The organism is Burkholderia sp. DN3021 (assembly GCF_049805555.1).
GTDB classification, from domain to species: domain Bacteria; phylum Pseudomonadota; class Gammaproteobacteria; order Burkholderiales; family Burkholderiaceae; genus Burkholderia; species Burkholderia pyrrocinia_C.
The window spans coordinates 170,834-195,221 of sequence record NZ_JBNCAB010000004.1 but is presented as its reverse complement, the minus strand read 5'-3'; the positions used below and the strand labels follow the sequence as shown (position 1 = coordinate 195,221).

21 protein-coding genes and 1 pseudogene are annotated in these 24,388 nt (G+C 65.8%); 9 read left to right on the top strand and 13 right to left on the bottom strand.

All coding sequences use genetic code 11. From position 1 onward, the window contains the following. Together ACPUER_RS04300 and ACPUER_RS04295 are read left to right on the top strand one after the other, a co-directional pair. Positions 1 to 958: pseudogene (locus ACPUER_RS04300) on the top strand (MMPL family transporter); the annotation flags it as partial. Continuing rightward, positions 951 to 1,946, top strand: coding sequence for an MlaA family lipoprotein (locus tag ACPUER_RS04295; protein ID WP_425130432.1), 996 nt, complete (start codon positions 951 to 953; stop codon positions 1,944 to 1,946). The pseudogene ACPUER_RS04300 and the gene ACPUER_RS04295, both read left to right, overlap by 8 nt. 109 nt (positions 1,947 to 2,055) lie before the next feature. On the opposite strand, the gene ACPUER_RS04290 is transcribed toward ACPUER_RS04295, so the two are convergent. The 5 genes from ACPUER_RS04290 to ACPUER_RS04270 form a co-directional block, all read right to left on the bottom strand. Then, a complete protein-coding gene (locus tag ACPUER_RS04290; protein WP_371287138.1) occupies positions 2,056 to 2,712 on the bottom strand; it encodes a phosphorylase in 657 nt (218 codons plus the stop codon). A 54-nt stretch (positions 2,713 to 2,766) separates the two neighbouring features. After that, positions 2,767 to 4,740 (bottom strand): squalene--hopene cyclase, encoded by a 1,974-nt coding sequence (gene shc / locus ACPUER_RS04285; RefSeq protein WP_425130431.1) that lies wholly within the window; start codon positions 4,738 to 4,740, stop codon positions 2,767 to 2,769. Between the two features lie 11 nt (positions 4,741 to 4,751). Further along, complete coding sequence (hpnE, locus tag ACPUER_RS04280; RefSeq protein WP_425130430.1) at positions 4,752 to 6,005, bottom strand: hydroxysqualene dehydroxylase HpnE; 1,254 nt, start codon at positions 6,003 to 6,005, stop codon at positions 4,752 to 4,754. Positions 6,006 to 6,018: 13 nt separating this feature from the next. Next, complete coding sequence (gene hpnD / locus ACPUER_RS04275) at positions 6,019 to 6,867, bottom strand: presqualene diphosphate synthase HpnD (RefSeq protein ID WP_105391294.1); 849 nt, start codon at positions 6,865 to 6,867, stop codon at positions 6,019 to 6,021. 290 nt (positions 6,868 to 7,157) lie between these two features. Next, positions 7,158 to 7,490: a hypothetical protein gene (locus tag ACPUER_RS04270; protein WP_175959877.1), complete on the bottom strand. Its 333-nt coding sequence runs from the start codon at positions 7,488 to 7,490 to the stop codon at positions 7,158 to 7,160. A 192-nt stretch (positions 7,491 to 7,682) separates the two neighbouring features. On the opposite strand from ACPUER_RS04270, the gene ACPUER_RS04265 reads away from it, so the two are divergent. After that, positions 7,683 to 8,567: an alpha/beta fold hydrolase gene (locus ACPUER_RS04265; protein ID WP_175959876.1), complete on the top strand. Its 885-nt coding sequence runs from the start codon at positions 7,683 to 7,685 to the stop codon at positions 8,565 to 8,567. A 51-nt stretch (positions 8,568 to 8,618) separates the two neighbouring features. Here ACPUER_RS04265 and ACPUER_RS04260 read toward each other — a convergent pair whose 3' ends face one another. Genes ACPUER_RS04260 through ACPUER_RS04250 form a run of 3 tightly spaced genes read right to left on the bottom strand, consistent with a single transcriptional unit; the run spans position 8,619 to position 10,541 of the window. After that, positions 8,619 to 9,557 (bottom strand): GGDEF domain-containing protein, encoded by a 939-nt coding sequence (locus ACPUER_RS04260; protein ID WP_175959875.1) that lies wholly within the window; start codon positions 9,555 to 9,557, stop codon positions 8,619 to 8,621. Beyond that, entirely contained in the window at positions 9,554 to 10,180 is a 627-nt protein-coding gene (locus ACPUER_RS04255; RefSeq protein ID WP_425130429.1) for a chemotaxis protein CheC, read from the bottom strand. The genes ACPUER_RS04260 and ACPUER_RS04255 overlap by 4 nt, the downstream gene beginning before the upstream one ends. Then, positions 10,173 to 10,541 carry a response regulator gene (locus ACPUER_RS04250; RefSeq protein WP_175959873.1) on the bottom strand — a complete coding sequence of 123 codons (369 nt, stop codon included), beginning with the start codon at positions 10,539 to 10,541 and terminating at the stop codon, positions 10,173 to 10,175. The genes ACPUER_RS04255 and ACPUER_RS04250 overlap by 8 nt, the downstream gene beginning before the upstream one ends. Positions 10,542 to 11,011: 470 nt before the next feature. Here ACPUER_RS04250 and ACPUER_RS04245 point away from each other — a divergent pair, with 470 nt between their 5' ends. Next, positions 11,012 to 13,255, top strand: a complete 2,244-nt coding sequence (locus ACPUER_RS04245) for a hybrid sensor histidine kinase/response regulator (RefSeq protein WP_105391364.1) — start codon at positions 11,012 to 11,014, stop codon at positions 13,253 to 13,255. 38 nt (positions 13,256 to 13,293) lie between these two features. On the opposite strand, the gene ACPUER_RS04240 is transcribed toward ACPUER_RS04245, so the two are convergent. Continuing rightward, a complete protein-coding gene (locus ACPUER_RS04240; RefSeq protein ID WP_072444956.1) occupies positions 13,294 to 13,848 on the bottom strand; it encodes an NADPH-dependent FMN reductase in 555 nt (184 codons plus the stop codon). Between the two features lie 367 nt (positions 13,849 to 14,215). Between ACPUER_RS04240 and ACPUER_RS04235 the strand changes: the two genes are divergently transcribed. Then, positions 14,216 to 14,815: an RNA polymerase factor sigma-70 gene (locus ACPUER_RS04235; protein WP_072444958.1), complete on the top strand. Its 600-nt coding sequence runs from the start codon at positions 14,216 to 14,218 to the stop codon at positions 14,813 to 14,815. Further along, positions 14,793 to 15,008 (top strand): zf-HC2 domain-containing protein, encoded by a 216-nt coding sequence (locus ACPUER_RS04230; protein WP_047902101.1) that lies wholly within the window; start codon positions 14,793 to 14,795, stop codon positions 15,006 to 15,008. Before ACPUER_RS04235 ends, ACPUER_RS04230 begins: the two co-directional genes overlap by 23 nt. Before the next feature lie 122 nt (positions 15,009 to 15,130). Here ACPUER_RS04230 and arsC read toward each other — a convergent pair whose 3' ends face one another. Further along, on the bottom strand, positions 15,131 to 15,490 hold the full coding sequence (gene arsC, locus ACPUER_RS04225; protein WP_425130428.1) for an arsenate reductase (glutaredoxin): 360 nt from the start codon (positions 15,488 to 15,490) through the stop codon (positions 15,131 to 15,133). 961 nt (positions 15,491 to 16,451) lie between these two features. Here arsC and parA point away from each other — a divergent pair. Then, positions 16,452 to 17,114, top strand: a complete 663-nt coding sequence (gene parA / locus ACPUER_RS04220; RefSeq protein WP_034181507.1) for a ParA family partition ATPase — start codon at positions 16,452 to 16,454, stop codon at positions 17,112 to 17,114. A gap of 23 nt (positions 17,115 to 17,137) precedes the next feature. Next, positions 17,138 to 18,199, top strand: coding sequence for a ParB/RepB/Spo0J family partition protein (locus tag ACPUER_RS04215; RefSeq protein WP_175959869.1), 1,062 nt, complete (start codon positions 17,138 to 17,140; stop codon positions 18,197 to 18,199). Between the two features lie 89 nt (positions 18,200 to 18,288). Here the strand turns inward: ACPUER_RS04215 and ACPUER_RS04210 are convergent, their stop codons facing one another. Further along, positions 18,289 to 19,656 carry a replication initiation protein gene (locus tag ACPUER_RS04210; protein ID WP_111019234.1) on the bottom strand — a complete coding sequence of 456 codons (1,368 nt, stop codon included), beginning with the start codon at positions 19,654 to 19,656 and terminating at the stop codon, positions 18,289 to 18,291. A 1,822-nt stretch (positions 19,657 to 21,478) separates the two neighbouring features. On the opposite strand from ACPUER_RS04210, the gene ACPUER_RS04205 reads away from it, so the two are divergent. Further along, positions 21,479 to 22,660, top strand: a complete 1,182-nt coding sequence (locus ACPUER_RS04205; protein ID WP_425130438.1) for a DNA-binding protein — start codon at positions 21,479 to 21,481, stop codon at positions 22,658 to 22,660. Positions 22,661 to 22,797: 137 nt separating this feature from the next. Here ACPUER_RS04205 and ACPUER_RS04200 read toward each other — a convergent pair whose 3' ends face one another. Both ACPUER_RS04200 and ACPUER_RS04195 read right to left on the bottom strand, forming a co-directional pair. After that, positions 22,798 to 23,817 (bottom strand): tyrosine-type recombinase/integrase, encoded by a 1,020-nt coding sequence (locus ACPUER_RS04200; protein WP_425130427.1) that lies wholly within the window; start codon positions 23,815 to 23,817, stop codon positions 22,798 to 22,800. A 101-nt stretch (positions 23,818 to 23,918) separates the two neighbouring features. Next, positions 23,919 to 24,296, bottom strand: a complete 378-nt coding sequence (locus tag ACPUER_RS04195) for a DUF2471 family protein (RefSeq protein WP_034181502.1) — start codon at positions 24,294 to 24,296, stop codon at positions 23,919 to 23,921. Positions 24,297 to 24,388: the final 92 nt, after the last annotated feature.

The window sequence follows — 24,388 nt, the reverse complement described above, 5'->3', positions numbered from 1 at the left end:
CCTGCTGCCCGCGCTGACGCAGCCGGCCGCGCCGCCCGCGACCGACGCGCAGCGCGTCGCCGCACTCAAGCGCGTGTCGGATCTGCTCGGCTACGCGGCGGAAGATCACCCGGGCCCGGGCGCGGCCGCCGCGCAACACCTGTCCGCGTCGCTCGCGAAGCTTGCCGCCGCCGACAGCGCGACGCGCGACCGCGCCGAGCGCGCGTTCTCCGATACGCTGCGCATCGCACTGAACCAGCTCGCCGCGCTGCTGCAGCCGCAGGACATCACGCGCGCATCGCTGCCGCCGCCGCTCGTGCGCGACTGGGTCGCGCCGGACGGCCACGCGCTCGTGCAGATCTCGCCGAAGGTGCCGAAGGGCGTCGACCCGAACGACGACACGATGCTGCGCCGTTTCGCGCAGACCGTGAAGGCCGCGGAACCGGGCGCGACCGGCGGGCCGATCTCGATCCTGCATTCGGCCGACACGATCATCAACGCGTTCCTGCATGCGGGGCTGTGGTCGATCATTTCGATCACGATCCTGCTGTGGGTCACGCTGCGCCGCTTCGGCGACGTGCTGCGCACGCTGGTGCCGCTGCTCGTGTCGGGTGTCGTGACGCTCGAGATGTGCGTCGTGCTCGGTATGCCGCTCAACTTCGCGAACATCATCGCGCTGCCGCTGATGCTTGGCGTCGGCGTCGCATTCAAGGTGTATTTCGTGATGGCGTGGCGCGCGGGGCAGACGGGGTTGCTGCATTCGAGCCTCACGCACGCGGTGCTGTTCAGCGCCGCGACGACGGCGACCGCATTCGGCAGCCTGTGGCTGTCGCACCACCCGGGCACGTCGAGCATGGGCAAGCTGCTCGCGCTGGCACTGACCTGCACGCTGATTGGCGCCGTGGTGTTCCAGCCCGTCCTGATGGGCAAACCGCGCGTCAAACGCGCCAAGAACCAATTGCAAGGAATCAATGAATAAGGTGCGAATCATCGCGGCGACCGTCGCCGCCAGCGCGATGCTGACCGGCTGCGCGACGGGACCGAACCGCAATCCCAACGACCCGCTCGAGCCGATGAACCGGACGATGTACAAGATCAACGACGCCGTCGATTCGAACATCGCCGTGCCGATCGCGAAGGGTTACCAGAAGATCACGCCGACGCCCGTGCGCACCGCGATCAGCAACTTCTTCTCGAACCTCGGCGATCTCGGCAACATGGCGAACAACCTGCTGCAGTTGCGCATCACCGATGCGACGCAGGATCTGATGCGCGTGGCGATGAACTCGCTGTTCGGCGTCGCCGGCCTGATCGACATCGCGACGCCGGCCGGGCTGCCGAAGCATCACCAGGATTTCGGCCTGACGCTCGCGCGCTGGGGCGTGCCGTCCGGCCCGTATCTCGTGCTGCCCGTGTTCGGGCCGAGCACGATCCGCGACGGCGTCGGCCGCGCGGTGGACGTGCGCTTCAACCTGCTCAACTACATCGAGCCGGCCGCGCGCAACCCGATGTACATCGCGCAGTTCATCAGCGCGCGTTCGGACCTGCTCGGCGCGACCGACCTGCTCAAGCAGGCCGCGCTCGATCCGTATTCGTTCGTGCGCGACGCGTACCTGCAGCAGCGCAAGTCGCTGACGTATCGCAGCCAGTCGTCGTCGGCCACGCTGCCGAACTACAGCGAGCCGGGCGAATCGGGCGCCGTGCCGGCCGCGACGCCGGCCGTGCCGGGGCTACCGAACTACGAGGATCCGGGCGCATCGGATGGCGCATCGGGCGCCGCGCCGAACAACGCGCCGGCCGCGCCGGGGCTGCCGCAGTACGACGATCCGGGTGCGGACAATGCGATGCCGGCGAGTGCGCCTGCTGCGGCAGCGGCATCGTCGAGCTCCGCGACGACGCCGGCGCCGGCCGCCGACGTCACGCCGGCCGCGCCGGCAATGCCCGCGAGCAGTCCGGCCGCGCAGTAACGCTGCAACGGCGACCGCCGCAACGACAAAGAGCGCTGCATCATGCAGCGCTCTTTTTTTGTCCGTGAAAACGGAGAGAGGAGGGAAAGAGAAACGCGGCGCGTGCCGCTCAGACGATCCGCATCGCACCCGCACGCTCGAACGCGTGCCGCGCCTGGATCAGCGTCGTGCGCGCCGCGCGCGCATCGCTCGCGACCTGCAGCAGCGGGCCGAGCTGCGACGGCTGCTTCAGCAGTTCGCGCAGGATCGGCAGGATCGCCGTGCTGCCGTCGTCGCGCAGGCCGGCCGTCGCCGCGCGCGGCAGCGTGCGCCACGCCGGATCGACGATCGCGCGGCACACCGCGAACGGCACGCCGCGCGCGGCCGCGAAGGCCGCCGCGATGTGCGACTCCATGTCGACGGCGAGCGCGCCCTTCGCGTGGTGCAGCGACGCCTTTTCCTGTTCGCTGACGACCGGCGCGCCGACGGCCGCAATCGTGCCGCGCGTGACCCGCGCCCATACCGGCGTGTCGTGCAGCGCGGCGACGAGCCGCGCGCTCCAGCCCGTATCGGTCTCGACGCGGCCGAACGGCCCGTCGATCGCGTTCGCGATCACGAGCGCGCCGGGTTCCAGGTCGGGCGCAAGCCCGCCCGCCGTGCCGAAGCTCACGATGCCCGCACAACCGTGCGCGGTCGCGTCGGCCAGCGCGCGCTCGAGCCGGTCGGCCCGCGCGGCGAACACGGCCTCGACGCCGTCGCCGCGCGCGATGCGTGCCTCGAACGCCATCCCCGTCACCGCGATGACGGGCAATGCGCCGTTGTGCCGTGATGCGCCCACGCGTTACATCCCGACCGTGACGCGCGTCGCGTTGTCGCGCTTCAGGTTGCGGTAGCGCGCGAGCGCCCACAGCGGGAAGAACTTGCGATAGCCGTGGTAGCGCAGGTAGAACACGCGCGGGAAGCCCGTCGCCGTGAAGCGCGTCTCGTCCCACAGACCCTCTTCGTTCTGCTCGGCGATCAGGTAATCGACGCCGCGCGCAACGGCCGGGTTGTTCACCTCGCCGGCCGCCATCAGGCCGAGCAGCGCCCAGGCCGTCTGCGACGCCGTGCTCGGCGCCTGCTCGAAACCGCGGTAGTTCAGCTTGTAGCTGTCGCCGTCCTCGCCCCAGCCGCCGTCCTTGTTCTGGATCGACAGCAGCCACTGCGCGCCGCGCTTCATGCGCGGGTCTTCAGGCCCGAGGCCGGCCGCGTTCAGCGAGCACAGCGCGGTCCACGTGCCGTACACGTAGTTCATCCCCCAGCGGCCGTACCAACTGCCGTCCGGCTCCTGCTCCTTCAGCATGTAGTCGAGCGCGCGGCGGGCCGGCTCGCTGTTCGCGGCCGTCTCGCCGAGCTGCGACAGCATCGACAGGCAGCGGCCCGACACGTCGGACGTCGGCGGATCGAGCAGCGCGCCGTGATCGGAGAACGGGATGTTGTTCAGGTAGTACTGCGTGTTTTCCGGTTCGAACGCGCCCCAACCGCCGTCGCTGCTCTGCATGCCGACGACCCATTCGCGTGCGCGCGCCATCGATTCGCGGTACGCATCCGATTGCCTGAGCTTCTGCGCGCGGTCCATCGCCATCACGACCACGGCCGTATCGTCGACGTCCGGGTAGTGCGCGTTCGCGTACTGGAACGCCCAGCCGCCGGGCCGCACGTTCGGGCGGCGCGAGATCCAGTCGCCGCGCACGTCGAGGATCTGCAGCGGACGCAGCCAGTCGAGGCCGCGCAGCACGGCTTCCTCGGCGCGCGCATCGCCGGTTTCGAGCAGCGCGTGCGCCGCGAGCGACGTGTCCCACACCGGCGACAGGCACGGCTGGCAATACGCTTCGTCCTCCTGCACGACGAGCAGCTTGTCGAGCGCCTTGCGCGCGATCGCGCGGTTCGGATGATCCTCCGCGTAGCCGAGCACGTCGTACATCATCACCGCGTTGGCCATCGCCGGATAGATCGCGCCGAGGCCGTCCTCGCCGTTCAGGCGCTCGTCGACGAACGACACGGCCTGGCGGATCGCGCGTTCGCGCGTATAGCTCGGGAACAAGCCGTCGACCGCGCGCAGCGTATGGTCGACCACACGGAAGAACGCGAACCAGCCGGCGCTCTGGTGACCCTGGCGCGGCAGCAGCCCGGCGTTGACGGGCGGATCGACGAACAGCTCGTCGATGCGCACGCCGCGCGGGTTCTTCGCGAGCGGGCGCTTCGCGTTCAGCACGAGCAGCGGCACGATCACGGTACGCGCCCAGTACGACACCTTCGACAGGTGGAACGCGAACCATTGCGGCAGCAGCATGATCTCGACCGGCATCATCGGCACCGCGCGCCACGGAATCGCGCCGTACAGCGCGAGCTGGATGCGCGTGAACACGTTCGACATCTCGGCGCCGCCCATCGCGTGGATCGCCTTGCGCGCGCGCTGCATGTGCTCGGCGTTCTCGTCGTCGCCGATCACCTTCAGCGCGAAATACGCCTTCACGCTCGCGCTGATGTTCGGCGCGCCGTCGGTGAACAGCGGCCAGCCGCCGTCCGCCTGCTGGATGCGGCGCAGATACCGGCCGATCTTCCGTTCGAGCTCGAGGTTCGGCGTCTCGCCGAGATAGTGGACGAGCAGCACGTATTCGGCGGGAATCGTCGAATCGGCTTCGAGTTCGTAGACCCAGTGTCCGTCCGCGTTCTGCGCGGCCAGCAGCGCGTCGGTCGCACGCGCGACGGCCGCGTCGACGCCGGCCGGCGCGATGCCGGCGGACAGGGTAGCCATTTCGGTGAGATCGTTCATCGGTCCCTCTCTTATTGTGTCTGGAGCACGTCCGCGGCCAATTGGCCGGAACGGATCGCGCCCTCGATCGTGGCGGGCAAGCCGGTGGCAATCCAGTCGCCCGCCAGCACAAGATTGGTCCAGCGCGTACGCACGGCCGGACGTTTCATTTCCTGCGACGGCACCGCCGCAAAGCCCGCGCGCGGCTCGACGACGAGCTGCCACGCGGGGATGGTTTCCGGCTTCGCGCCGGTCACGCGCGCGACGTCTTCCCAGATCCGCCGCGCGAGCGTGTCGTGCGGCATGTCGAGCCAGCGGCCCGCATCGCGGATCGCCGCCGCGAGCTGGCCGCCGCCGGCGCGCACCGCATCGACGACGCCGTTGACGACGGTCGTCTGCAGCGGGCTGCCGGCCGGCGGCTCGACCGCGAAATACGCGGTCACGACCGCGCTGAATGTATCCGGCGCGGTGAGTTCGGGTACGAGCGGCAACGCGACCTCGGGCGGCACGGCCAGCACGACCGCGTCGCCCGGCGCAAGATCGACGCGCCCGCCGCCGATCGCGACCGCGTCGACCGCATTGCCGTGCGCGCCGAATTCGAACGCGTCGAGCCGCGAGTTCAGCCGGATCTGCGCGCCGCCGTGCTGGAGCATCCGCAGCGCCGGTTCGACGAATGCGCTGCCGAGCCCGTGGCGCGCGACGAGCGGACGGCAGCCGGGGGCGCCCGCGGCAAACGTGCTGCACAGCACCGCGCGCGCGAGTTCGGCACTCGCGTGGCGCGGCTCGACGTTCAGTACCCCGAGCCAATACGGCCGCAGCCAACGATCCCACAGCACGCCGTCGCATCGCATCGTCTGTGCGAGCGAGCGGCCCGTGCGCGCGAACGCGAGCGGGGCGAGCGCGAGATAGTCGAGCGGCGTCGTGCCCGGCGCGCGCGACGCGGCGTCGAACAGCCACGACGGCCAGCGCCCGTTGCCGAAGCGCAGCGTCCAGCGCTGCTGCGACGCGACGTCGACGACCGGAAATTCAGGCAGCGCGGGCCCGACCAGCTGATCGGCCGCGCCGATCGCGCGCAGGTAGCGCTGCGTTGCCGCCTGCCCCGCGAATACCACGTGCAGCCCGCTGTCGAGCGTCGTGTTCAGCGTGCCGTCGAACCACGATCGGCAGCGGCCGCCCGCATGCGCGTGCGCATCGTGCAGCACGATGTGCCGCCCGCGGCGTTGCAGCTCGACCGCGGCCGACAGGCCCGCGAGTCCGGCACCGATCACGTGGACGGTTCTGGGCATCGACTCGGTCGACTCAGAACAGCGCGTAGCGCGCGGCGATCATCAGCATGCGCGCTTTCGGCTTGCGCAGCGGGGCGCGCGGGGCGGCAAAGCCGCGTGCGATCGCGGCTTCGAGAATGCAGCGATACGCGCCCGACATGATGCGCGGCGCCTTCACCTGCGCACGCGGGCAGGTATCCATCACCGCGTCGGCCTGGCGGAAGTGCTCGAGCGCGCGCTCGACGAGCGTCGCGCACACGCGCGGCAGCGCCGGATCGCGCACGATCGTCGCCGGATCGGCGATCGCGATGCCTTCGCGCGCAAGCAGCTCGCGCGGCAGGTAGCAGCGGTTGATCGCCGCGTCGTCGTCGATGTCGCGCAGGATGTTCGTCAGTTGCAGCGCGCGGCCGAGGTGGTGCGACAGCTCGATCCCTTCGGCTTCCGGCATCCCGAAAATCCTCACCGACAGCCGGCCGGCCGCGCTCGCCACGCGATCGCAAAAGAGGTCGAGCGTCGGCTCGTCGGGCGCGCAGATGTCTTCTACCGCGTCCATCGCCATTCCGTCGATCATCGCGTGGAAGTCGTCGCGCTGCAGGTTGAATGCGCGGATCTCGCGGTCGAGCGCGGCCAGATGGCGCGGCGGGCGGCCCGCGAAGCACGCGTCGATGTCCGCACGCCAGCGATCGAGGCCCGCGGTACGCTCGGCGCGCGGCAGGTCGCTGTCGGCGATGTCGTCGACCGCGCGGCAGAACGCGTAGACCTGGAACATCGCATCGCGCTGCACGGCCGGCAGGATGCGCATCGCAAGATAGAAGGAACTGCCCGATGTGACGGCAGCGGCGTCGGTTTCTTGTTCGTCCACGACGGAATTGGAAACGGCCAAGACAAGCTCCACGGAGACACCCACGCGGGGCGATTGAAGAAGCCATGCCCGGCTGGGATGGTCAGGGTGTCAATGCGTGCGAGATATGCGAACGATTGACGCAGACAGGCACAAATTACCGGCCGGAAGCCGGAATTGGGCGAAAGTATAGCAATCTTTGAAGTTCGATGGCGGACGCGCGCCATGCCCGGCGGGGCGCCGGGAGCCGTTGGCAGGCCGGCGCGGCCGGCCTCGGCGGGAACGGGCGCCACATATGGCACCAGCGGGCACCAGCGGGCGCCGGCGGCCCGTCAGCCGTAAACGATATCGCGCTGCAGGTCGAGCGCAATGAGCCCCATTTCGCGGGTGAGCTGCAGCATCGAGCGGCGTTCGAGGCGCGAGCCCATGAAGCTCGTCACGCGGCCGTCGGGCTCCGCGGTGAACTGGAATACCGCGCCGCCCGTCCCGAACCACGCGCCCGGCACGTCGGGCGACTCCTGCCAGTCGATCTGCTCGAACACGCGCGCGATCCCCGCGCGCACCAGGTCGCCCTGGCCGATCGGCGGCGCGATGTCGCCCAGGTCGTCGAGCGAATAGGGGCCGGGTTTGTCCGGCTTCCGGTAGAAGAGATAGTCGACGTTCATGGGGCGCAATCGCGGGCAAAGCAACAAATTAGCGCGCTTCGGCTCAAATTCATATCGGATCCGGACGAAATGTGGCCTGCACGAGACAAGAGGGACGGATCACCGGTCACCGCGCAATCGTGCCATGCGTTCGCGCTTGGATACGCACGGGTTCGTCTAAGATGACAGCTTTCCCGAAAAAACACGAACACCATGGAGACGAACATAACCGCCCCCCAGCAGGCCGACCATCCCGTGTTCGTGCTCGTGCATGGCGCCTGGCACGGCGCGTGGTGCTACGCGCACGTCGCTGCCGCGCTGGCCGCGCGCGGCTACCTGTCGATCGCGCGCGACCTGCCTGCGCACGGCATCAACGCCCGCTTTCCCGCGTCTTATCTCGCACGGCCGCTCGACAAGGACGCGTTCGGCGCCGAGCCGTCGCCGGTCGCGAACACGACGCTCGACGATTACGCGACGCAGGTGATGCAGGCCGTCGACGACGCGTATGCGCTCGGCCGCGGCAAGGTCGTGCTGGTCGGGCACAGCATGGGCGGCCTCGCGATCACGGCGGCCGCCGAACGCGCGCCGGAAAAGATCGCGAAGATCGTCTATCTCGCGGCGTTCATGCCGGCCTCGGGCGTGCCGGGCCTCGACTACGTGCGCGCGCCCGAGAACAAGGGCGAGATGCTCGGCGCGCTGATGCTCGCGAGCCCGCGCGTCGCCGGTGCGCTGCGCATCGATCCGCGCAGCGGCGACGCCGCGTATCGCGACACGATGAAGCGCGCGCTGTACGACGACGCACCGCAGGCCGACTTCGAGGCCGTCGCGAACCTGATGACCTGCGACGTGCCGGCCGCGCCGTTCGCGACCGCGATCCCGACGACCGCCGCGCGCTGGGGCGCGATCGACCGTCACTACATCAAGTGCCTGCAGGATCGCGTGATCCTGCCCGCGCTGCAGCAGCGCTTCATCGATGAAGCCGACGCGTTCGCGCCCGGCAACCCGACCCACGTGCACCAGCTCGACAGCAGCCATTCGCCGTTCGTGTCGGAGCCGGCCGTGCTGGCCGGCGTGCTGGCCGACATCGCGAAAAGCTGAGCGCGGCACGCGCGGGGCGAAGCCGCTTCGCGCGATGCGGGGCGGGCGCGCCTACGCGTAGGCGACCGAACGATCGCGCCCGAGCCGCTTCGCGCGATAGAGCGCGGCGTCGGCCTCGCTGACGAGCACGTCGCAGGTCGGCGCGCCCGTTTTCGCGCACGCGCCGCCGACGCTCGCCGTCACCGGCACGCTGACGCCCTCGGCATCGACCGGCGAGCTGCCGATCGCGTCGCGCACCTTGTCGGCCACCAGCATCGCCTCGTCGAGATTCGTGCACGGCAGCAGCAGCGCGAATTCCTCGCCGCCGAAACGGCCGAACGTATCCTGCGCGCGCACGATCGACGCGACGCGGCGCGCCGTCTCGCGCAGCACGGCGTCGCCGGCCGCATGCCCGAAGCGGTCGTTGATCGTCTTGAAGTGGTCGAGGTCGAACAGCAGCACCGACATGTCGCCGCCGTAGCGCTGCCAGCGCGCGAATTCGTCGCCGAGCCGCGCCTCGAAGAAGCGCCGGTTCGCGATGCCGGTCAGACCGTCGCGATTCGCGTGTTCGCGCAGCTTCGCGACCGCTTCCTCTCGCTCGCGCTGCATCACGCTCACATGCGTGACGTCGGAGATCGTCACGCACACGGCCTCGACCTCGCGGCCGCGCGTGAGCGGCATGAACGTGCAGTCCTGCTGCATGTAGTCGACGCCGCCGGTGATCGGCCGGTCGTGCTCGAAGCGGAACAGGTAGGGCCGCTGCTCCCACGAGCTGAACGCGAAGCTGCCGAGCTGGAACACGCTCTCGAGCTTGCGCGACAGCCATGCGCGCGGCAGGTCCGGAAAGCAATCGAACAGGTTGCGGCCGATCACGTCGGCGGCCGGGATGCCGCTGTGGTCCTGCATGAAGCGATTCCACATCAGCACGCTCATCGAACGGTCGAGCACGAACAGGCCGAAGCCCACCCGCTCGATCACGAGGTCGCTCAGCGACGGCGCGGCGGCCGTCATAGCGCGGACAGCAACGCGTCGAGCGCGTCGCCCATCAGCCGGATCGAATCCTCGGCCATCAACATCACGAAGTGGGCACGGAACGCATGATCCTCGAGCCCGAAGTTCACCTCGAGCAGCAGCGCGACGCTCCACGCGAGCTCGGGCGGCTGGAATACGTCGTCGAACGACACGTTCGAACCGAGCAGCCCCGGCGGAAAGAACACGGGCTTGCGGCCGAGCTCGTCGAGGATCGACGAGACGCATGCGCCCATCAGCACGTTCGCGACGTCGAACATGAGCTCGTCCGGCGTCGCCATCCCGCCGTACACGCCGTCGCCGAACGTGCGGTCGACGATCGTCATGAGCCGCGCGACGCCCGCGCTGCGGCACAGCACGATCGCCTCGCCCTTGATGTCGGAACGGAAGCCCTGGCGCACCGCGGTCACGTTGTCGTGAATGCCCGTCATCTCGCGCAGCGCGTCGCCCGCGTCGGCCGCTTTCACGACGCGCACGCGCGGCACCGACAGCTCGATGAAGCGCCCGAGCAGCAACGCAAGCCGCGCGGCGGCGCGGCCCATTGCAAGGTTGGCGATCTCCTGCAACGCGTCGCGTTGCTCCGCCGTGAACACCGATTCAGGCATACAACCCATACTCCTTGAGAATGGGCAGCAATGCGTCCGACGTCACGGGCTTGGCAACGAATGCGATCGCGCCCAATTCGCGCACGCGTGCTTGCGCCTGCGGCTGGATATCGGCGGATACCACGATCACGAACGTGTTCAGATCTTCGTGGCGCAGTGTTTCCAGAACCTGATATCCGCTCATGTCGGGCATCGTCAGGTCCAGAAACATCACGGAAGCTTTGCCGTCACGATAGAGCGCCACGGCCTCGCGACCATTCGCTGCATACGCGACGTCAACGTCCCAGTCTCCCGGCAACGCCTTTGTCAGAAGTTTGCGAGCGAGCAGCGAATCGTCGGCAATTACAATCGGCAAAGGCATGGGGCGATGCGGTATACGGAGTGGTCTCTCTCGCGTTAACGGCCGCGCGGCGCACTTCTTGAGGCGCCATGCGTTCGGGCGCAGGCAACCGCCTGGCGGCCGTGCGCGGGCGCCGCGACGCAGGTGCGCGCGACGCACCGCGCGGCGAACGCCGGCGGGCGCATAGATCTGTCATAGGGAAAGCAAGGCGCGATTCTCGGAGTAAACCGAAGTCGGTGCAACTCGCCATTTTCACCATTTCGAACAAAATCGATCCGATCGCGCGTCATTCCGAAAACAGCCGCGACTATTTTCGAGATAAGTACGCAAAATTTTTCCTTGTGTACGTTTGCGCTGCCGGATTCGTCGCGTTTTCAATTCGACAATTTCCCCCTCTCGGAATCGACGGGATCGTGCTCGTACGGCGCGGTGCGGCGGGCCGTCGCAACTCGTTTATGATGGCAGGCACCTCTGCCTCGCCCGCTGCCTCGATGACGTCCGACCGGCCTGCCGACTCCCACGCCCCCGCCTCCGCTCCCGCCGACGACTGGCAGGACGACGGCACCTATGCGTCCGGTGCGCCCGAGCACGATTTCGCGGTCCGCCGCGTGACGCTGATCGTGCTGCTCGTCGCGGCGATCGTGCTGCCGTGCATCTACGTGGTGGTGATGGCGTACAACGACCTGAAGGCGCGCGAGGCCGCCGCGAGCGACGTGACGATGCGCACCGTACGCGTCGCCGAAGAGCACGCGCTCAAGGTGTTCGACCTGAGCGAAACCCTCGATGCGCGCATCGTCGATCTCGTGCAGGACATGGACGACGCGACCGTACGCAACAGGGAATCCGACATCCACGAAGCGCTGAACACGATCGGCGGCGGCTACCCGCAGGTGGCCGCCGTGTCGATCTTCGGCGCGAGCGGGATGCTGCTCGCCAACAGCCTCTACTATCCGGCGCCCTATGCGTCGATCGCGAACCGCGACGACTTCGCCGGCATCCGCGACGGCAAGGTCATCGAACACATCTCGCGGCTGATGATGGGGCCGCTCAAGCTCGAGAACATTCCCGTATTCAACACGGGCGTCGCGCGGCGTCATAGTGACGGTTCGTTCGCCGGGATGGTGTCGATCGCGCTGAAATCGTCGTATTTCAACGCGTTCTACCGCGACCTGCTCGGCGGCGCGAGCACGCCGATGACGATGGCGCTCGCGCGCTCGGACGGCGCGGTGATCGCATCGTATCCGCCGCCGCCGTCGCTCGCGCATACCGATCGCACGGCCACGTTCGGCGACGCGCGCAACGATCCGCGCGCGGGCGTCGTGCGCGTGCGCCACGATGGCGCAAGCAGCGAGATCGTCGCGTACCGCCAGGTCGGCAGCTATCCCGTCTATGTGTCGTGCGCGTACCGCACGTCGGCGATCTGGCATGAATGGTACGAACACCTGAGCGTGCTGTTCATCTCGATGTTCGCGCCGTCGATCGCGCTGTGGTCCGTGATCTGGCTGTCGCTCAAGCGGCTGAAGGCGGAAGAGGAGGCGTGGGACCGCTGGCAGGCGGAAGCGTCGATGCGGCGCTCGATCGAATCGGCGTACCGGCAGTCGCGCAAGATGCAGGCGCTCGGCAACCTCGTCGGCAGCGTCGCGCACGACTTCAACAACCTGCTGATGATCATCTCGAGCAACGTGCAGATCGCGCGGCGGCGCGGCGTCCAGCATCTCGACAAGGAACTCGGCGCGATCGAACGCGCGCTGAAGAACGGGCAGTCGCTCACGCGCCAGCTCCTCGGCGTCGCGCGCAAGCAGCCGCTGCACAACGAGACGATCGACATCGGGCAATGGGTCGGCACGTGCCGCGAGCTGCTGAAGACATCGCTCGGTTCGAAATCGTCGCTGGTCGTCGCGATCGAGCCCGGCGTCTGGCCGATTCGCGTCGACGTTGCGGAACTCGAGCTCGCGGTGATCAACCTCGCGGTCAATGCGCGCGACGCGATGGCGACCGGCGGCCGCTTCACGGTCGGCGCGCGCAACGTGACGCTGCGCCGCGAGGACGGCTTTCCGCTGACCGGCGATTTCGTGCAGATCTCGCTCGACGATACGGGTTCAGGCATGGCGCCCGACGTGCTTGCGCGCGCGTTCGAACCGCTGTTCACGACGAAGGCGCAGGGGATGGGGACGGGGCTCGGGCTGCCGCAGGTGTTCGCATTCTGCGAACGCTCGGGCGGCCTCGCGACGATCGACAGCGCGGTCGGCGCCGGCACGTCGGTGCGCCTCTACCTGCCGCGCGCGCGTGCCGAGGACGTCGTCGTGCGGCCGCAGGCCGTCGTGCAAGACGCAAGCGCGCTCGCCGGGCTGCACGTGCTGCTCGTCGAGGACAACAGCGAAGTCGCGGCCGGCACCGAAGCGCTGCTTTCGCTGCTCGGGCACCGCGTGACCTATGCACCCACCGCCGACGACGCGTTGCGCCTGATCGAAGGCGCGGCCGCGAACGACGCGTTCGACCTCGTGATTTCGGATATCCACATGCCGGGCCGCCTGAACGGCATCGACCTCGCCGAAGCGGTCGAGAAGCGGCCGGGGAAGCTGCCCGTGATTCTCGTCACGGGTTATGCGGAGGAGCTCGACCGCACGCGCACCGTCAACGTCCGCGTGCTGTCGAAGCCGTTCGACATCGCGCTGCTCGACGAGATCCTGCTGGGCATCCGCGAAGCGCGCGACGCGCGGCACACCGGCACGTAACCTGCTGCGTGCGGGCCGCCGCGATCAGGCCGAAGTCGTCAGGCCGCCTTCAGCAGGCGCACCCAGCCCGCGTAGCGATCGACGAAGCCTTGCAGGAACTTGCGGGTGTCCTCGCTGACGATCTGGCCCTGCTCGTCGATGCGCGCCGGGTCGTGCTTGATGAACATCTCGGGCTGCCCGAGCGTCTTCACGTCGAGGTACGCGAGCACGTTGCGCAGGTGCTGCTGCGCGAGCGCCGTGCCCGTCGCGCCCGGCGACGTGCCGAGCACCGCGCCCGGCTTGCCCGACCACGAGTTGGAACCCCACGGGCGCGAGCCCCAGTCGAGCGCATTCTTCAGCACGCCCGGAATCGACCGGTTGTACTCGGGCGTGACGAACAGCAGCGCATCGGCGGCTTCGATCGACTGCTTGAAGCGCTTCGCGACTTCCGGGAAATCCGCGTCGTAGTCCTGGCTGTACAGCGGCAGTTCGCCGATCTCGACGAACTCGAACGAAAAATCGGCGGGGGCGAGCGAGATCAACGCGTGCGCGAGTGCGCGGTTCGACGAAGCGCGGCGCAGGCTGCCGACGACGACCGCAATACGATAGGACATGACGTTCTCCTTCCGGTGAGTGAGGAATCGGATCGATTGCTTCCGAACAGGTGACAAAGGTCTGTTTATAGGCAAGCCAGCCCGCGAACCGCCCGACGGGGCCGTCCGGCCGACTTTCCACAAGGTTTTCCACAGAAATTGTGGATAACTCGACCGTTATGTTCTGACGTTACAAACTGCCCGCCGCGCGGCGCCTTCGGCGCGCGATACGGGTTTCGGCAAGCATAGCGCAGCGCGCCGGCCGGTTTCGTGAATTCGTGACGGAACATACGTTGCAGGCCGGCAGCGCGCCCAGTAAGCTGCTCGCACCGCGATGCGCCCGCCCTGTGACGCAAGCGCGATCACCTCGAGACATTGCCACCCTGACATGCCGTCCGCGTACGACGACCCCGTTTATCTCGCGCAACTGCGGCGCGACCTGCTGCGCTTCGCGCGACTCCAGCTCCGCGATGCCGACGCGGCCGAAGACGCCGTGCAGGAAGCGCTGACCGCCGCGTGGTCGCACGCGGGCGATTTCGCGGGGCTGTCGGCCCACAAGACCTGGGTGTTCGGCATCCTGCGCAACAAGCTGATCGACGTGCTGCGTGCGCGGCAGCGGACGGTGAGCCTGTCCGCGCTCGACGCCGAGCTCGACGGCGAATCCGTGCTCGATCGCGAGCTGTTCAAGGAAAACGGGCACTGGGCCGCGCATGCGAAGCCGCGGCCATGGCCGCGCCCCGAAACGCTGTTGCAGCAGCAGCAGTTCTGGACGCTGTTCCAGGTCTGCCTCGACCATCTTCCGGAGCAGATCGGGCGCGTGTTCATGATGCGCGAATTCCTCGACGTCGAGATGACGGACATCTGCAGCGAATTGACGCTGACGACGAATCATTGCAGCGTGCTGCTGTATCGGGCGCGCACGCGCCTGCGAACCTGCCTGAGCGAAAAAGGACTGACGACCGAAGATGCTGCCGGGGAAATGTACTGACGTGACGCGACTGCTGTCGGATGCGCTGGACCGGCATCTGACCCTGCATGAGCGCCTGCAGGTGCGCGTGCACCTGCCGACCTGCAGTGGCTGCAGAGCCTATCGCGGGCAGATTGCGCTGCTGCGGACAGCCGCGAAAGCGGCGGCGGGGCGGGAACCGGGCGATGACGACACGTCGCCCGGGGCGGGCTAGACCCGGCCCGCGTTGCCGCTATCGTCCGGGCTGTGGGTGTGCGCTGCCCGGCGATCCCACCGGCTTCGATTGCTGGCGTGCGCGCCGGGATGATGCAATAAGAAAAATACGCCGGACAAGAATTATTCGAACAGCGCCTGCACCGATTCGGGCGGCCGGCCGATGGCCGCCTTCCCGCGATAAACGACGATAGGACGCTGCAGCAAAACCGGATGAGCGGCGATCGCCTCGTAGGCTTGCGCATCGGTCAAATCCGCGCGTGCCAGATCCAGTGTCTTGTACGGCTCCTCGCCGCCGCGCAGCATGTCGCGAACCGGGCGGCCGAGCTGCCGATGCAGCGCTTCCAGTTCCTCGACCGTCGGCGGCGTCTTCAGGTATTCGACGACGTTCACCGGCGTGCCGGTCGTGTTCAGCGTCTCGACCAACGCAAGCGTCTCGCGCGATTTCGAGCATCGGGGGTTGTGGTAGATCGTGATCATCATTCAGGCCTGGATGGGAGAGGGCTGTATTGTAGCCAGTCTGGATCGGGTGTTTCGGTGGGGGCGGCGATGGGGTAGCCGTGCGCGGATTCGATGTTTTGGGGAGGCCGGTTGACGGGAAGACGCCGCAGCGACACGGGTCACGGGAGAGGCGATCTATCGGGATACGCTTCAAAGGACTGGTGTGTTTATGCGCATAAAGTCGTGCGGCAAGGATAAGGGTTCGTGAGCCTGCGCATCGTGACGCGTGTCTCGGGTGGCGAAAAGCGCAGGCGCTAGCATGGTACGCCGATTGGTTTATGCGCATAAAGCCAGCGATCGCTCGACAGGGTACCGGGCGATTTCATCGCGCCGACGAACGTCGACAGTCGCGGCACCGAAGCGATCGTCGCATCGATGTTCTGCCGTGTCGGGGCATCCCCGTTTGCCGAATTCATGCAGGGTCGGCATATGGTCGCTCGGCATTCGCCATCCATCGACCGCGGTTTATGCGCATAAACGTTGCGACTCGGTATGGCGTGATGTCGATGCCCATAGGCTCAATGGCGCGCCTACCGCGCTGCATATCTGGCCTGGGCGAATAGGATCACGCCCGCGCTCGGCAATGAGCGACCGTCCTACCGCATGGTTGGCCTCCCCGGTCGCGACAGAGTTTATGCGCACAAACTCGCCCGGCCGCAGGCGACCATCCACCACCGTCACCTGAAAGGGCAGCCCACTTCGATATCGCCGGCAACCCGCTGCGTGTCCCGACGACGCACTTCGTGACGACGCAACCATCGCGCGGTTCATCGACGTCCGCGGACATCAGCCACGCCATCCGATCACGCCACCGATCATCGCCGGTTCGTTTATGCGCATAAACCGATAGCCCGAATGGCTAACGTGTAGTTGTCGAACGACAATTTCATTGAAATATAAATATCGTCCTGTAGAATTCCAACGACCAAAATAGGAGTGAAAATTGGCCGCGGAAATCATTGCAGTCACTCAACAAAAAGGTGGCGTAGGCAAAAGCACGATTGCCATGCACCTCGGCGCCGCGTTCCATGAAAAAGGAAAGCGCATCCTCGTCATCGACGCAGACCGTCAAAACACCCTGGTTCACTGGTCGAGTGCCTCCGGCGACAGCGACACCGGCATTCCGTTTCCGGTCGTCAACCTTGCCGAAGCCGACGGCCAGATCCATCGCGAGATCAAGAAGTTCATCAACGACTACGACATCATCGTCGTGGACTGCCCGCCGTCGATCACCGAGAAGGTATCCGGCGTTGTCCTGCTGGCCGCATCGATTGCCGTGATCCCGACTTCGTCGTCGCCGGCCGATTACTGGTCGAGCGTCGGGCTGGTCAAGCTGATCCAGCAGGCGCAGGTCATGAACGAAGACCTCCGCGCGGTATTCCTGCTGAACAAGACCGAAGAGAAGCGCATGCTGACCCGCGAGCTCAAGCGCGCGCTCGAAGAGCTCGGCTTCCCGTTGCTGAAGACGCAGATCCCGACGCGGGAAGCGTACAAGCAGGCGATGGCGCTCGGTCAGACCGTGCTGCAGATGAACGATCGCGGCGGCAAGCTCGCCGCCGCCGAAATTCGCGCATGTGCCGACGAAATCGTCGCCATGCTGCCCTGACTTTATGCGCACAAAGGAGTCACATGAAACCTTCCCAATTTGCAAAAGGATTCCAAGCGCGCCCGGATATCACGACGAGCGAGAAACGCACGGCGCTCGATCGGCTCAATGCGATTGATGGCATCGTCAAGTCCGAGACGCCCGCCGCGGCACCGACCAAATCCGCGAAGAAAGACATCGCGCTGCCGCCCGCTTCCGAACTCACGCTCGATTCGTCGATCGACGAATCGCAGCAATATCGCGCATGGCGCCTCGAGAACCGCTATGCCCCGGGGCAGGTGATCGAGCTGTCGCTGAAGGCGATCAAGCATAGCCCGTTCAATCCGCGGCACTTCTATCTGAAGTCGTCGATTGCCGAACTCGCGGTCAACCTCGCGAAGCAGGGGCAGCAGCAGGCGATCCACGTGATTCCGGATTACGACAATCCGGGCACGTATTTCGTCAGCGACGGTGGCCGTCGCGTGCGGGCGCTGAAGGAAGCAAACAAGGAATCGGTGAAGGCGATCGTGATCGACGTGCCGATCGGTATCCAGAGCTACAAGCTCGGCTACGATCTGAACGTCCAGCGCGATTCGCAGACGGTGTTCGACAACGCCGTCGTGTGGCGCCGCTTCCTCGACGACAAGCATTTCCAGAGCCAGAAGGAACTCTCCGAGCATCTCGGCCTCGACGAGTCGACGGTGGCCGTCGCGCTGTCGATCGGCAAGTTGCCGGAAGCCATCATGCAGGAAATGGTCGCGCGTCCCGATCGCTTCGGTTCGAACATGGCGTATCAGGTCGGCCGCTATCACAATGCGCGCGGCACCGAGGCCACGCTGCGGCTGATCAACAAGATCGTGTCGGACGATCTCAGCACGCGCCAGGTGTCGGACATCGTCAAGGGCCGCGTCGCCGCGCAGGAGACGCCGAAGGCCGCGGGCCGTCAGCGCTACGCGCAGCGTCTCGAGATCAAGCTCGGCGGCAAGTCGGTCGGCGACCTGAAGTCGTACGGCGAAGACCGCATCGAATTGCGCCTGCGCGGCCTCCCGAAGGACAAGCGCGACGCGATCCTCGAGCAGCTCGAGCGGATGCTGTTGTCAGAGTGATGGAAGCGGCCGGCAAGGCCTGGTGAAGACGCCGGGCCCGCACCGAGCAGGCGGCCGGCGGCAGGCCCGTCAGCGGGCCTGAGCGGGCCTCAGGCGGCCCGCGACTGGTTCAGCGTGAACGACAGCAGGTCGCCGTCCGTCGGCTCGCCCCAGGTCTTCTGGGCCAGCCAGTCGAAAAAGGCCGTCTCGGCCAGCTTGGAATCGAGGCCGCGCTTGCGCCAGTCGTCGCGCAGATGCGAGCCCATCGTCGGCAGCGCCTCCGACTCGAACGACTCGCGCGCCACTTCGCGCTCGGCGTCCCCCTGCTCCTCGTACAGCACCTTCGCTTCCTTGCGACGGAACGCCGAGAATTCGCTCAGCAGGCGCGCCTTCAGATCGTCCGGCTGCGCCGCTGCAACCTTCGCGGACGGCGTGCCGGCAGGCAGCGCGTCGACCGACTCGACCGGCGGCGCATAACCCTTCTTCAGCGCGTCCTTGAACAGCGCCGGCGCGCTGCGCACCGGCGGCAGCGTCGTGCTGCGCATCCGCTGCTCGGTCATCTGCAGTGCGGCGCGAATCCGGTTCTCTTCGCTGTCCGCGTAGAGCGTCTGCGCTTCCTTCAGCGGGATCCCGAGTTTCACCATCCGGTCGACCAGCGTGCTGTCGAACACGTTCGGGTGTTCGTCGAGCGCGAGCATCGGCTGCTTGCGCTCGGTCACGCGGAACTGGATCTCCGCGACCCGGCGCCCTTCACGGTGCTCGATCAGCTCGACGAAGATGTTGGTGACCGCGTTGACTTCCGCGATCGCCGGACGCAGATAGTCGCGCTTGAAGTACTTGTACTCGCGCTTCGCCTCGTCCCCGGCTTCGGTGTCGGGCGTGCCCGACAGGATCGGCCGCCACCATTCCCACGGCTCGCGCATCGTCAGGTGGCTCGGATTCGTCAGATAGCGCACGCAGATCTCGTACAGCGCGAGGCCGGCGCTGCTGCGCAGCTGGCTCTGGAACTGCAGGCTCAGGCGCGCATACTGGACCGGATCGAGCAGCTTTTTCTTGATCTTCGGCGCGAACGAGAATTCGACCCACACGCGGCGGGTCGCCGGATCCTCGAGAATTTCCGCGTCGGCGATCAGCGTCGAGATCCCCCACTTGCGGCCCGGCTTCTGGCTCGACGTCCCCGTACTCCATTCGACCTGCACCGACACCATGCGGCGCAGGTGTTCCTTCACCAGTGCGGTGTCGTTCGAATCGAAGGCGGAGTTTGCGACGATATCCGACAGCAGCGCGCGATACGTATCGCCCGAGTCGTCGGCCTGCTGCGCGACGGCCAGCAGGACGTTGAACAGCTTGCGGGTCAGGAGTGTGATCTTGCCGCTCTTCGGCTGAATTGCGATCGCCTCGACGGCCTTGCGCAACTCGGCAGAACTGGCACTCACCACATCCACATCGGTTTTCTTGGCGCGCTTCGTCGTGGCCATACGTCGGGTCGGAGGAGAAGTTTTCCGGAAGGATAGCGCCTGCGGTGATGTGCGTCCAGAACGACATGCTCACCATAGCCGGTGAAGCACGCGTGCTAAATGGCACTCACCCCAACCGCTCCCGAAAACGCTCACCGGTCCGGAATTGCGGCGCTCCAGACTCGTCCAGACGTGCCGCGGGATGCGCCGATTCACAGAATTTCCCCTGTGCATGACACGTGCGAAACTCGCTCCCGTATCGGCTCACCTTTCGATTTGTCGCAATTTTGCGACTGCACGTCCGTGAGTTCGCCACAGGGTCGCGATCGCACCTCACGGAACGTCCCGGATCGCGCCGCCTCGGGCTGTATGCATGTACAGGCACGGCTCCCCAGGAAATCGTGATCGCATCCGGCACCCGGAAACGCGCCGTCGAAACCGGCCCGCGCCACCCGATCGGGCCTGCTTTGCCGGCCCGGGCGCGCATTGTACAGCGCCCAAATCGAGTCAGGTCCCGAAAATACTCACCTTGAGCACAGCTTGTCCTTTCGTCTCGATGCTGCCGAATGTCCGGCACACGCGGGATTGGCTACCGGAGCCTCCCGAAAACGCTCACCTCATTGAAAAAATGCGGCACAGCAACGGGCACGGGAACGGCTCCCGAAAAACCTCACCGTAACTGCCGCGGTATCAAAAACTCCAATGCCTTCCGATACTTATGCACAGAAGGCATTTGGCTGTGCCCGGCAGACATCCCCCGAAAAGCCTCACCTTTCGGGGGGAGTCCTTCATACGACAACCGTATGTCAGCCCCCGAAAATGCTCACCTGTGCCAAAAAGGGGCACAGCAAAAACGAGATTTCTTCCAGTCCTGGCGGGCTTTTCGGCGAATCCGACCGCTCACTGGTCCCGAAAAGCCTCACCTTTGACCATTTTTCGAGCAAATACCGTTCCCGAAAATGCTCACCTGTGACCACGACCACAGCCTGTGATCCATGCCCCGAAAAAGCTCACCTTAGCGCGATCGGGGCAGGAAAATCCGGATTTCCCTCCCGAAAAGCCTCACCTTTAGTGCATCACAGGCCCCGGAGAGCACTTTTGCTGTGCAAAATGGCATTCGTTTCCCGGAAATCCTCACACCAAATTCCCGTGGAGTCCCGTGAAACCTCACCTTTTGCCAAAATTGCCTAAAAAATGGGCAGAATCGGGGCGCGAAGAGGGTCCCGCAAATTCTCACCTATGTCTGCACAGGCAGAAAACTGTGCAGTCAGGCACAGCGCGGGTTCTGTGGCTGTGAGGCCCCGAAAACCCTCACCTTTGGGAAATCTCGTGTTTCACTGTGATCCCGAATCCGCTCACGACCTTTCCTGCAACGGCTCACGCAGCTCCCTGAACCCCATCACGTCAGCTCCCGCAGAAGATCACCTTGGCTCCCGTAAAACTTCACCTTGTCGGCCGGAAAGCCTTGCTACATAAGGCTGCGCCATGGCGTTAACGTTTTTAACTAAGGGTTCAAGGGTGTTTACTTCTAATACTCTCAAGACATCGGCTGACGAGTTTTCCACAGAGACCCCAAACCCTGAACACCCACAGGGAATCGGATCCGCCGTCATGTGAAACAAATGCCGATTTTCGGGATCTGCTGGAAAACGCTTGTATTACAAAGACTTGGCTGACTTTCTTCGCTTTGTTTCACGGAATTCTGGACCACGTTCGTCCAGATAAGCTCACAGACCCGATTTCTGTGCGAAGCGACGTAAATTCGCAACGTCGACCTGAAACAGGTATCAATAGATACGTATTTCGTTATGATTACCACACTTCAATGTCTACGAGCTCTGCCATGACCCTGGACGAAATGCGCCAAGTCATTCGGGACGAACTGGAAACTCTGCGTGCAAGCGGTGCGCGGCGCCAGGAATTGTCATTGCACGCGTGCAAGCGCCTGTTCTTCGATCTCGGTATCCGGCCGTCGGCCGCCAACGTCCGCGATCTCACCCAAACCGGCAGCGCCAGCGACATCCCGAAAGACATCGATCATTTCTGGGAGCGCATCCGTTCTGCGTCGAAGATCCGGCTCGACGGTGCGGCAATTCCGAAGGCCGTCGAGGAAAAGGCCGGTGCGCTGCTCGGCGCGCTCTATGAAGAAGCGTTGAAAGCGGCGCGCGACAGTCTCGATGGCGACCGCGAACAGGTTCGCGCCGGCATTGCCGACGCCGAACAGCGGTTGCGCGATGCAACCGTCCGCCATGAGACGCTCGAAAGCGCGCTCGCGCGCGGCGAAGCCCGGAACGAGCAATTGCAGGCGCGCGTGACCGAACTCGAGGTTCAGCTCGCATCACAGACGACGCACGGTTCGGCAAGCGAAGCGACGTTGCTCACCACAGTCGCCCGACTGGAGAAGGAATTGGCCGCCGCCGCAGGCCGCGTCGACGCCGAACAGGCGCAAAACGCCGTGCTGCGCGACCGCATCGATGCGCTGCAAGCCGAATTGCAGCAGCGCACCGAGCACTACGCCCAGCAAATCAAGGACGCGGTGGCCGAAGCAGAACGCCGCGTCAAGCCGATGCTGGTCGAGCTGGACTCGCTGCGCAGCATGGCGTCGACCTACCAGAGCGGTTTGCGCGACGTCCAGCGCAAGGAATTCGATTTCCTTCAGCAACTGAGCTCGGCCAAGGCACGCGCCGACCGGCTCGAAGAACAGTTGCGCAGCCAGAGCGACGAACTGGAACGTGCGACGCGCGACGCGAATTCGTTGCGCGCGAGCCGCGGGATGAATCCGGAAATTGCCGCGCTGATCCGGCGCCTGGCCGATGCGGGGCAACTGGATGCGGAAGCGTTTGCCGCGATCGGTACGTCGCTGGATCAAGAGATTCCGGTGCCGGCCCAGTGCCCGCGTTGCGACGGCGAACCGGAGCTGTCGCAGAGCGACGAGGGTTTTGAAGTGGCGTGCCCGGAATGCGAGCACGCTTCGGGCGCATGGCCGTCGCGATTCGAAGCTATCGCGCGTTTTGCGCACACTTGACCAGAAGATCGGCGGCACCTGCACAGGTGAGACGATCCGGGGCGCTTGAGGTGAGGTTTTTCGGGAGCTGTGAAACGGTGAGGCTGCGCCGTGCAAGGCTGCTCACGGATCGTGTCGCGGGAGCAGCCGTTTCCGGATCAGTGAGTTTCGTCGCTGTCGGATGCGTCACCGTTGCTGTCGGTCAGGCCATCGCGCCAGTTTTTCCATGCGCGATGCAGGCGGTTCGACGAGATCGGCCGCATGAAGCCCAGCCATTTGCCGACCCGTTCAGGCGGCACGTCGTTTTCGAACAGTTCGGCCGCGTAGGTATTGCGCAGCGTCTGCGGGCTCGCGCGCGCGGTGCGCGACGACGTGAGCCCGGCCGATTCGACGATCGCATCGATGGCGCGCAGCATCGTCGCCTTGTGCATCGGCCGCCCGGCATGCGACGCAGGGAACACGAGCTCGCCCGGAATTTCCTGGCGCTTGCGCTCCATGAGCCACGCTTCGAGCAGCGCGATCGCGAATGACGCCAGATGGGTTTCGCGTGCGTAAGCCGGGTGCGCCGACTGGATCTGCAGCGATGTTCCGCTCGTATTGACGCAACTAATCGTAAGCACACGCGCTTCGCCGGTTTTAATGCCGGCACCGAGAAACGCGGCCACGAGCGCGCGGTCGCGCCGCTCTTTCCAGTACGCGGAACCGGATACGCCGATCGGCGAAAACAGATACGCGAGCAACGTCGCGTGTTCGGCCGGCGTCAGGAAACCGGTCGGCTCATTGTCGCGCGCCTTGCGCCAGTTCGCTTCGCCATCCTGAGCAATGAAACGGGCCGGGTTGGTCGACGCATACTCGGTGCGCCGGATGTGGTCGAGTACACGCTCGATCAGCCGCAGATAGCGCAATCGCTGGGTTTTCCGGATCGGCAATTCGCCGACGAAGTTCGCGATCGTTGCCGTATCGACCGTCGTCAGATTCTTCTGATGCGCGCGCATCCACGTGAGAAACGCGCCCCATTGCGTGCGATAGACATCGGCCGATGAGCGGCGATAGTCCTGCATGGCCAGCCACGCATCGAATGCGGCTTCGGGCGACACGATCCAGTCGGATGCGCCGCGGTCGAACAGATCCTTTTCTTCCGGGCGTGCCGGAGTGTCGGGAGAGGCGGGAAGGGACATGTCATTTATTCCGTTAGTTGCGTATATGGTAGCCCTTTTCGCAACGTCTCGGGCAGCAAGAGGCTCGACAGGCCGCCATGCGCGGCGGCCCGGGTTGGCAGTCAGTCGCCCCACGCCTTGGACGGACGGTGAGCACGCTCGCGGGGCGCCGTGTCATGCGACGTTGCCGCCGCTTCGTATGCGAGAACCGCGAACGAAAAGACGGCGGGCAGCGCATTCGAGCGGCCGAAGTCGATCGGATCGTCCGTTTCGGGAAACGCCATGTCCGACGGTCGTTCGAACAATTGGCGCATACCGGCCTCGTGCCGGCTGGCAAAGCCGAGATCGGCGAGTGCCTCGGCTTCGATCGCGTGCAGCAGGCGCCACGTCAGCGGGACGCGCTGACGGATATAGCGCCCGGCAATATGGCGAACGATCAGCTCGAGGTCGTGTGCGGCAGCCTTGAAGCTGAGCGCGGCCAAATCTTGTTCTTCTGTCATCGCAGGCTCCTGTCGACCGGGGCGGGCGCCTCGGTGCGCCGGCTCCGGCCCATGCATGGCGGAATGTCCGTATACTGTACAAACATACAGTA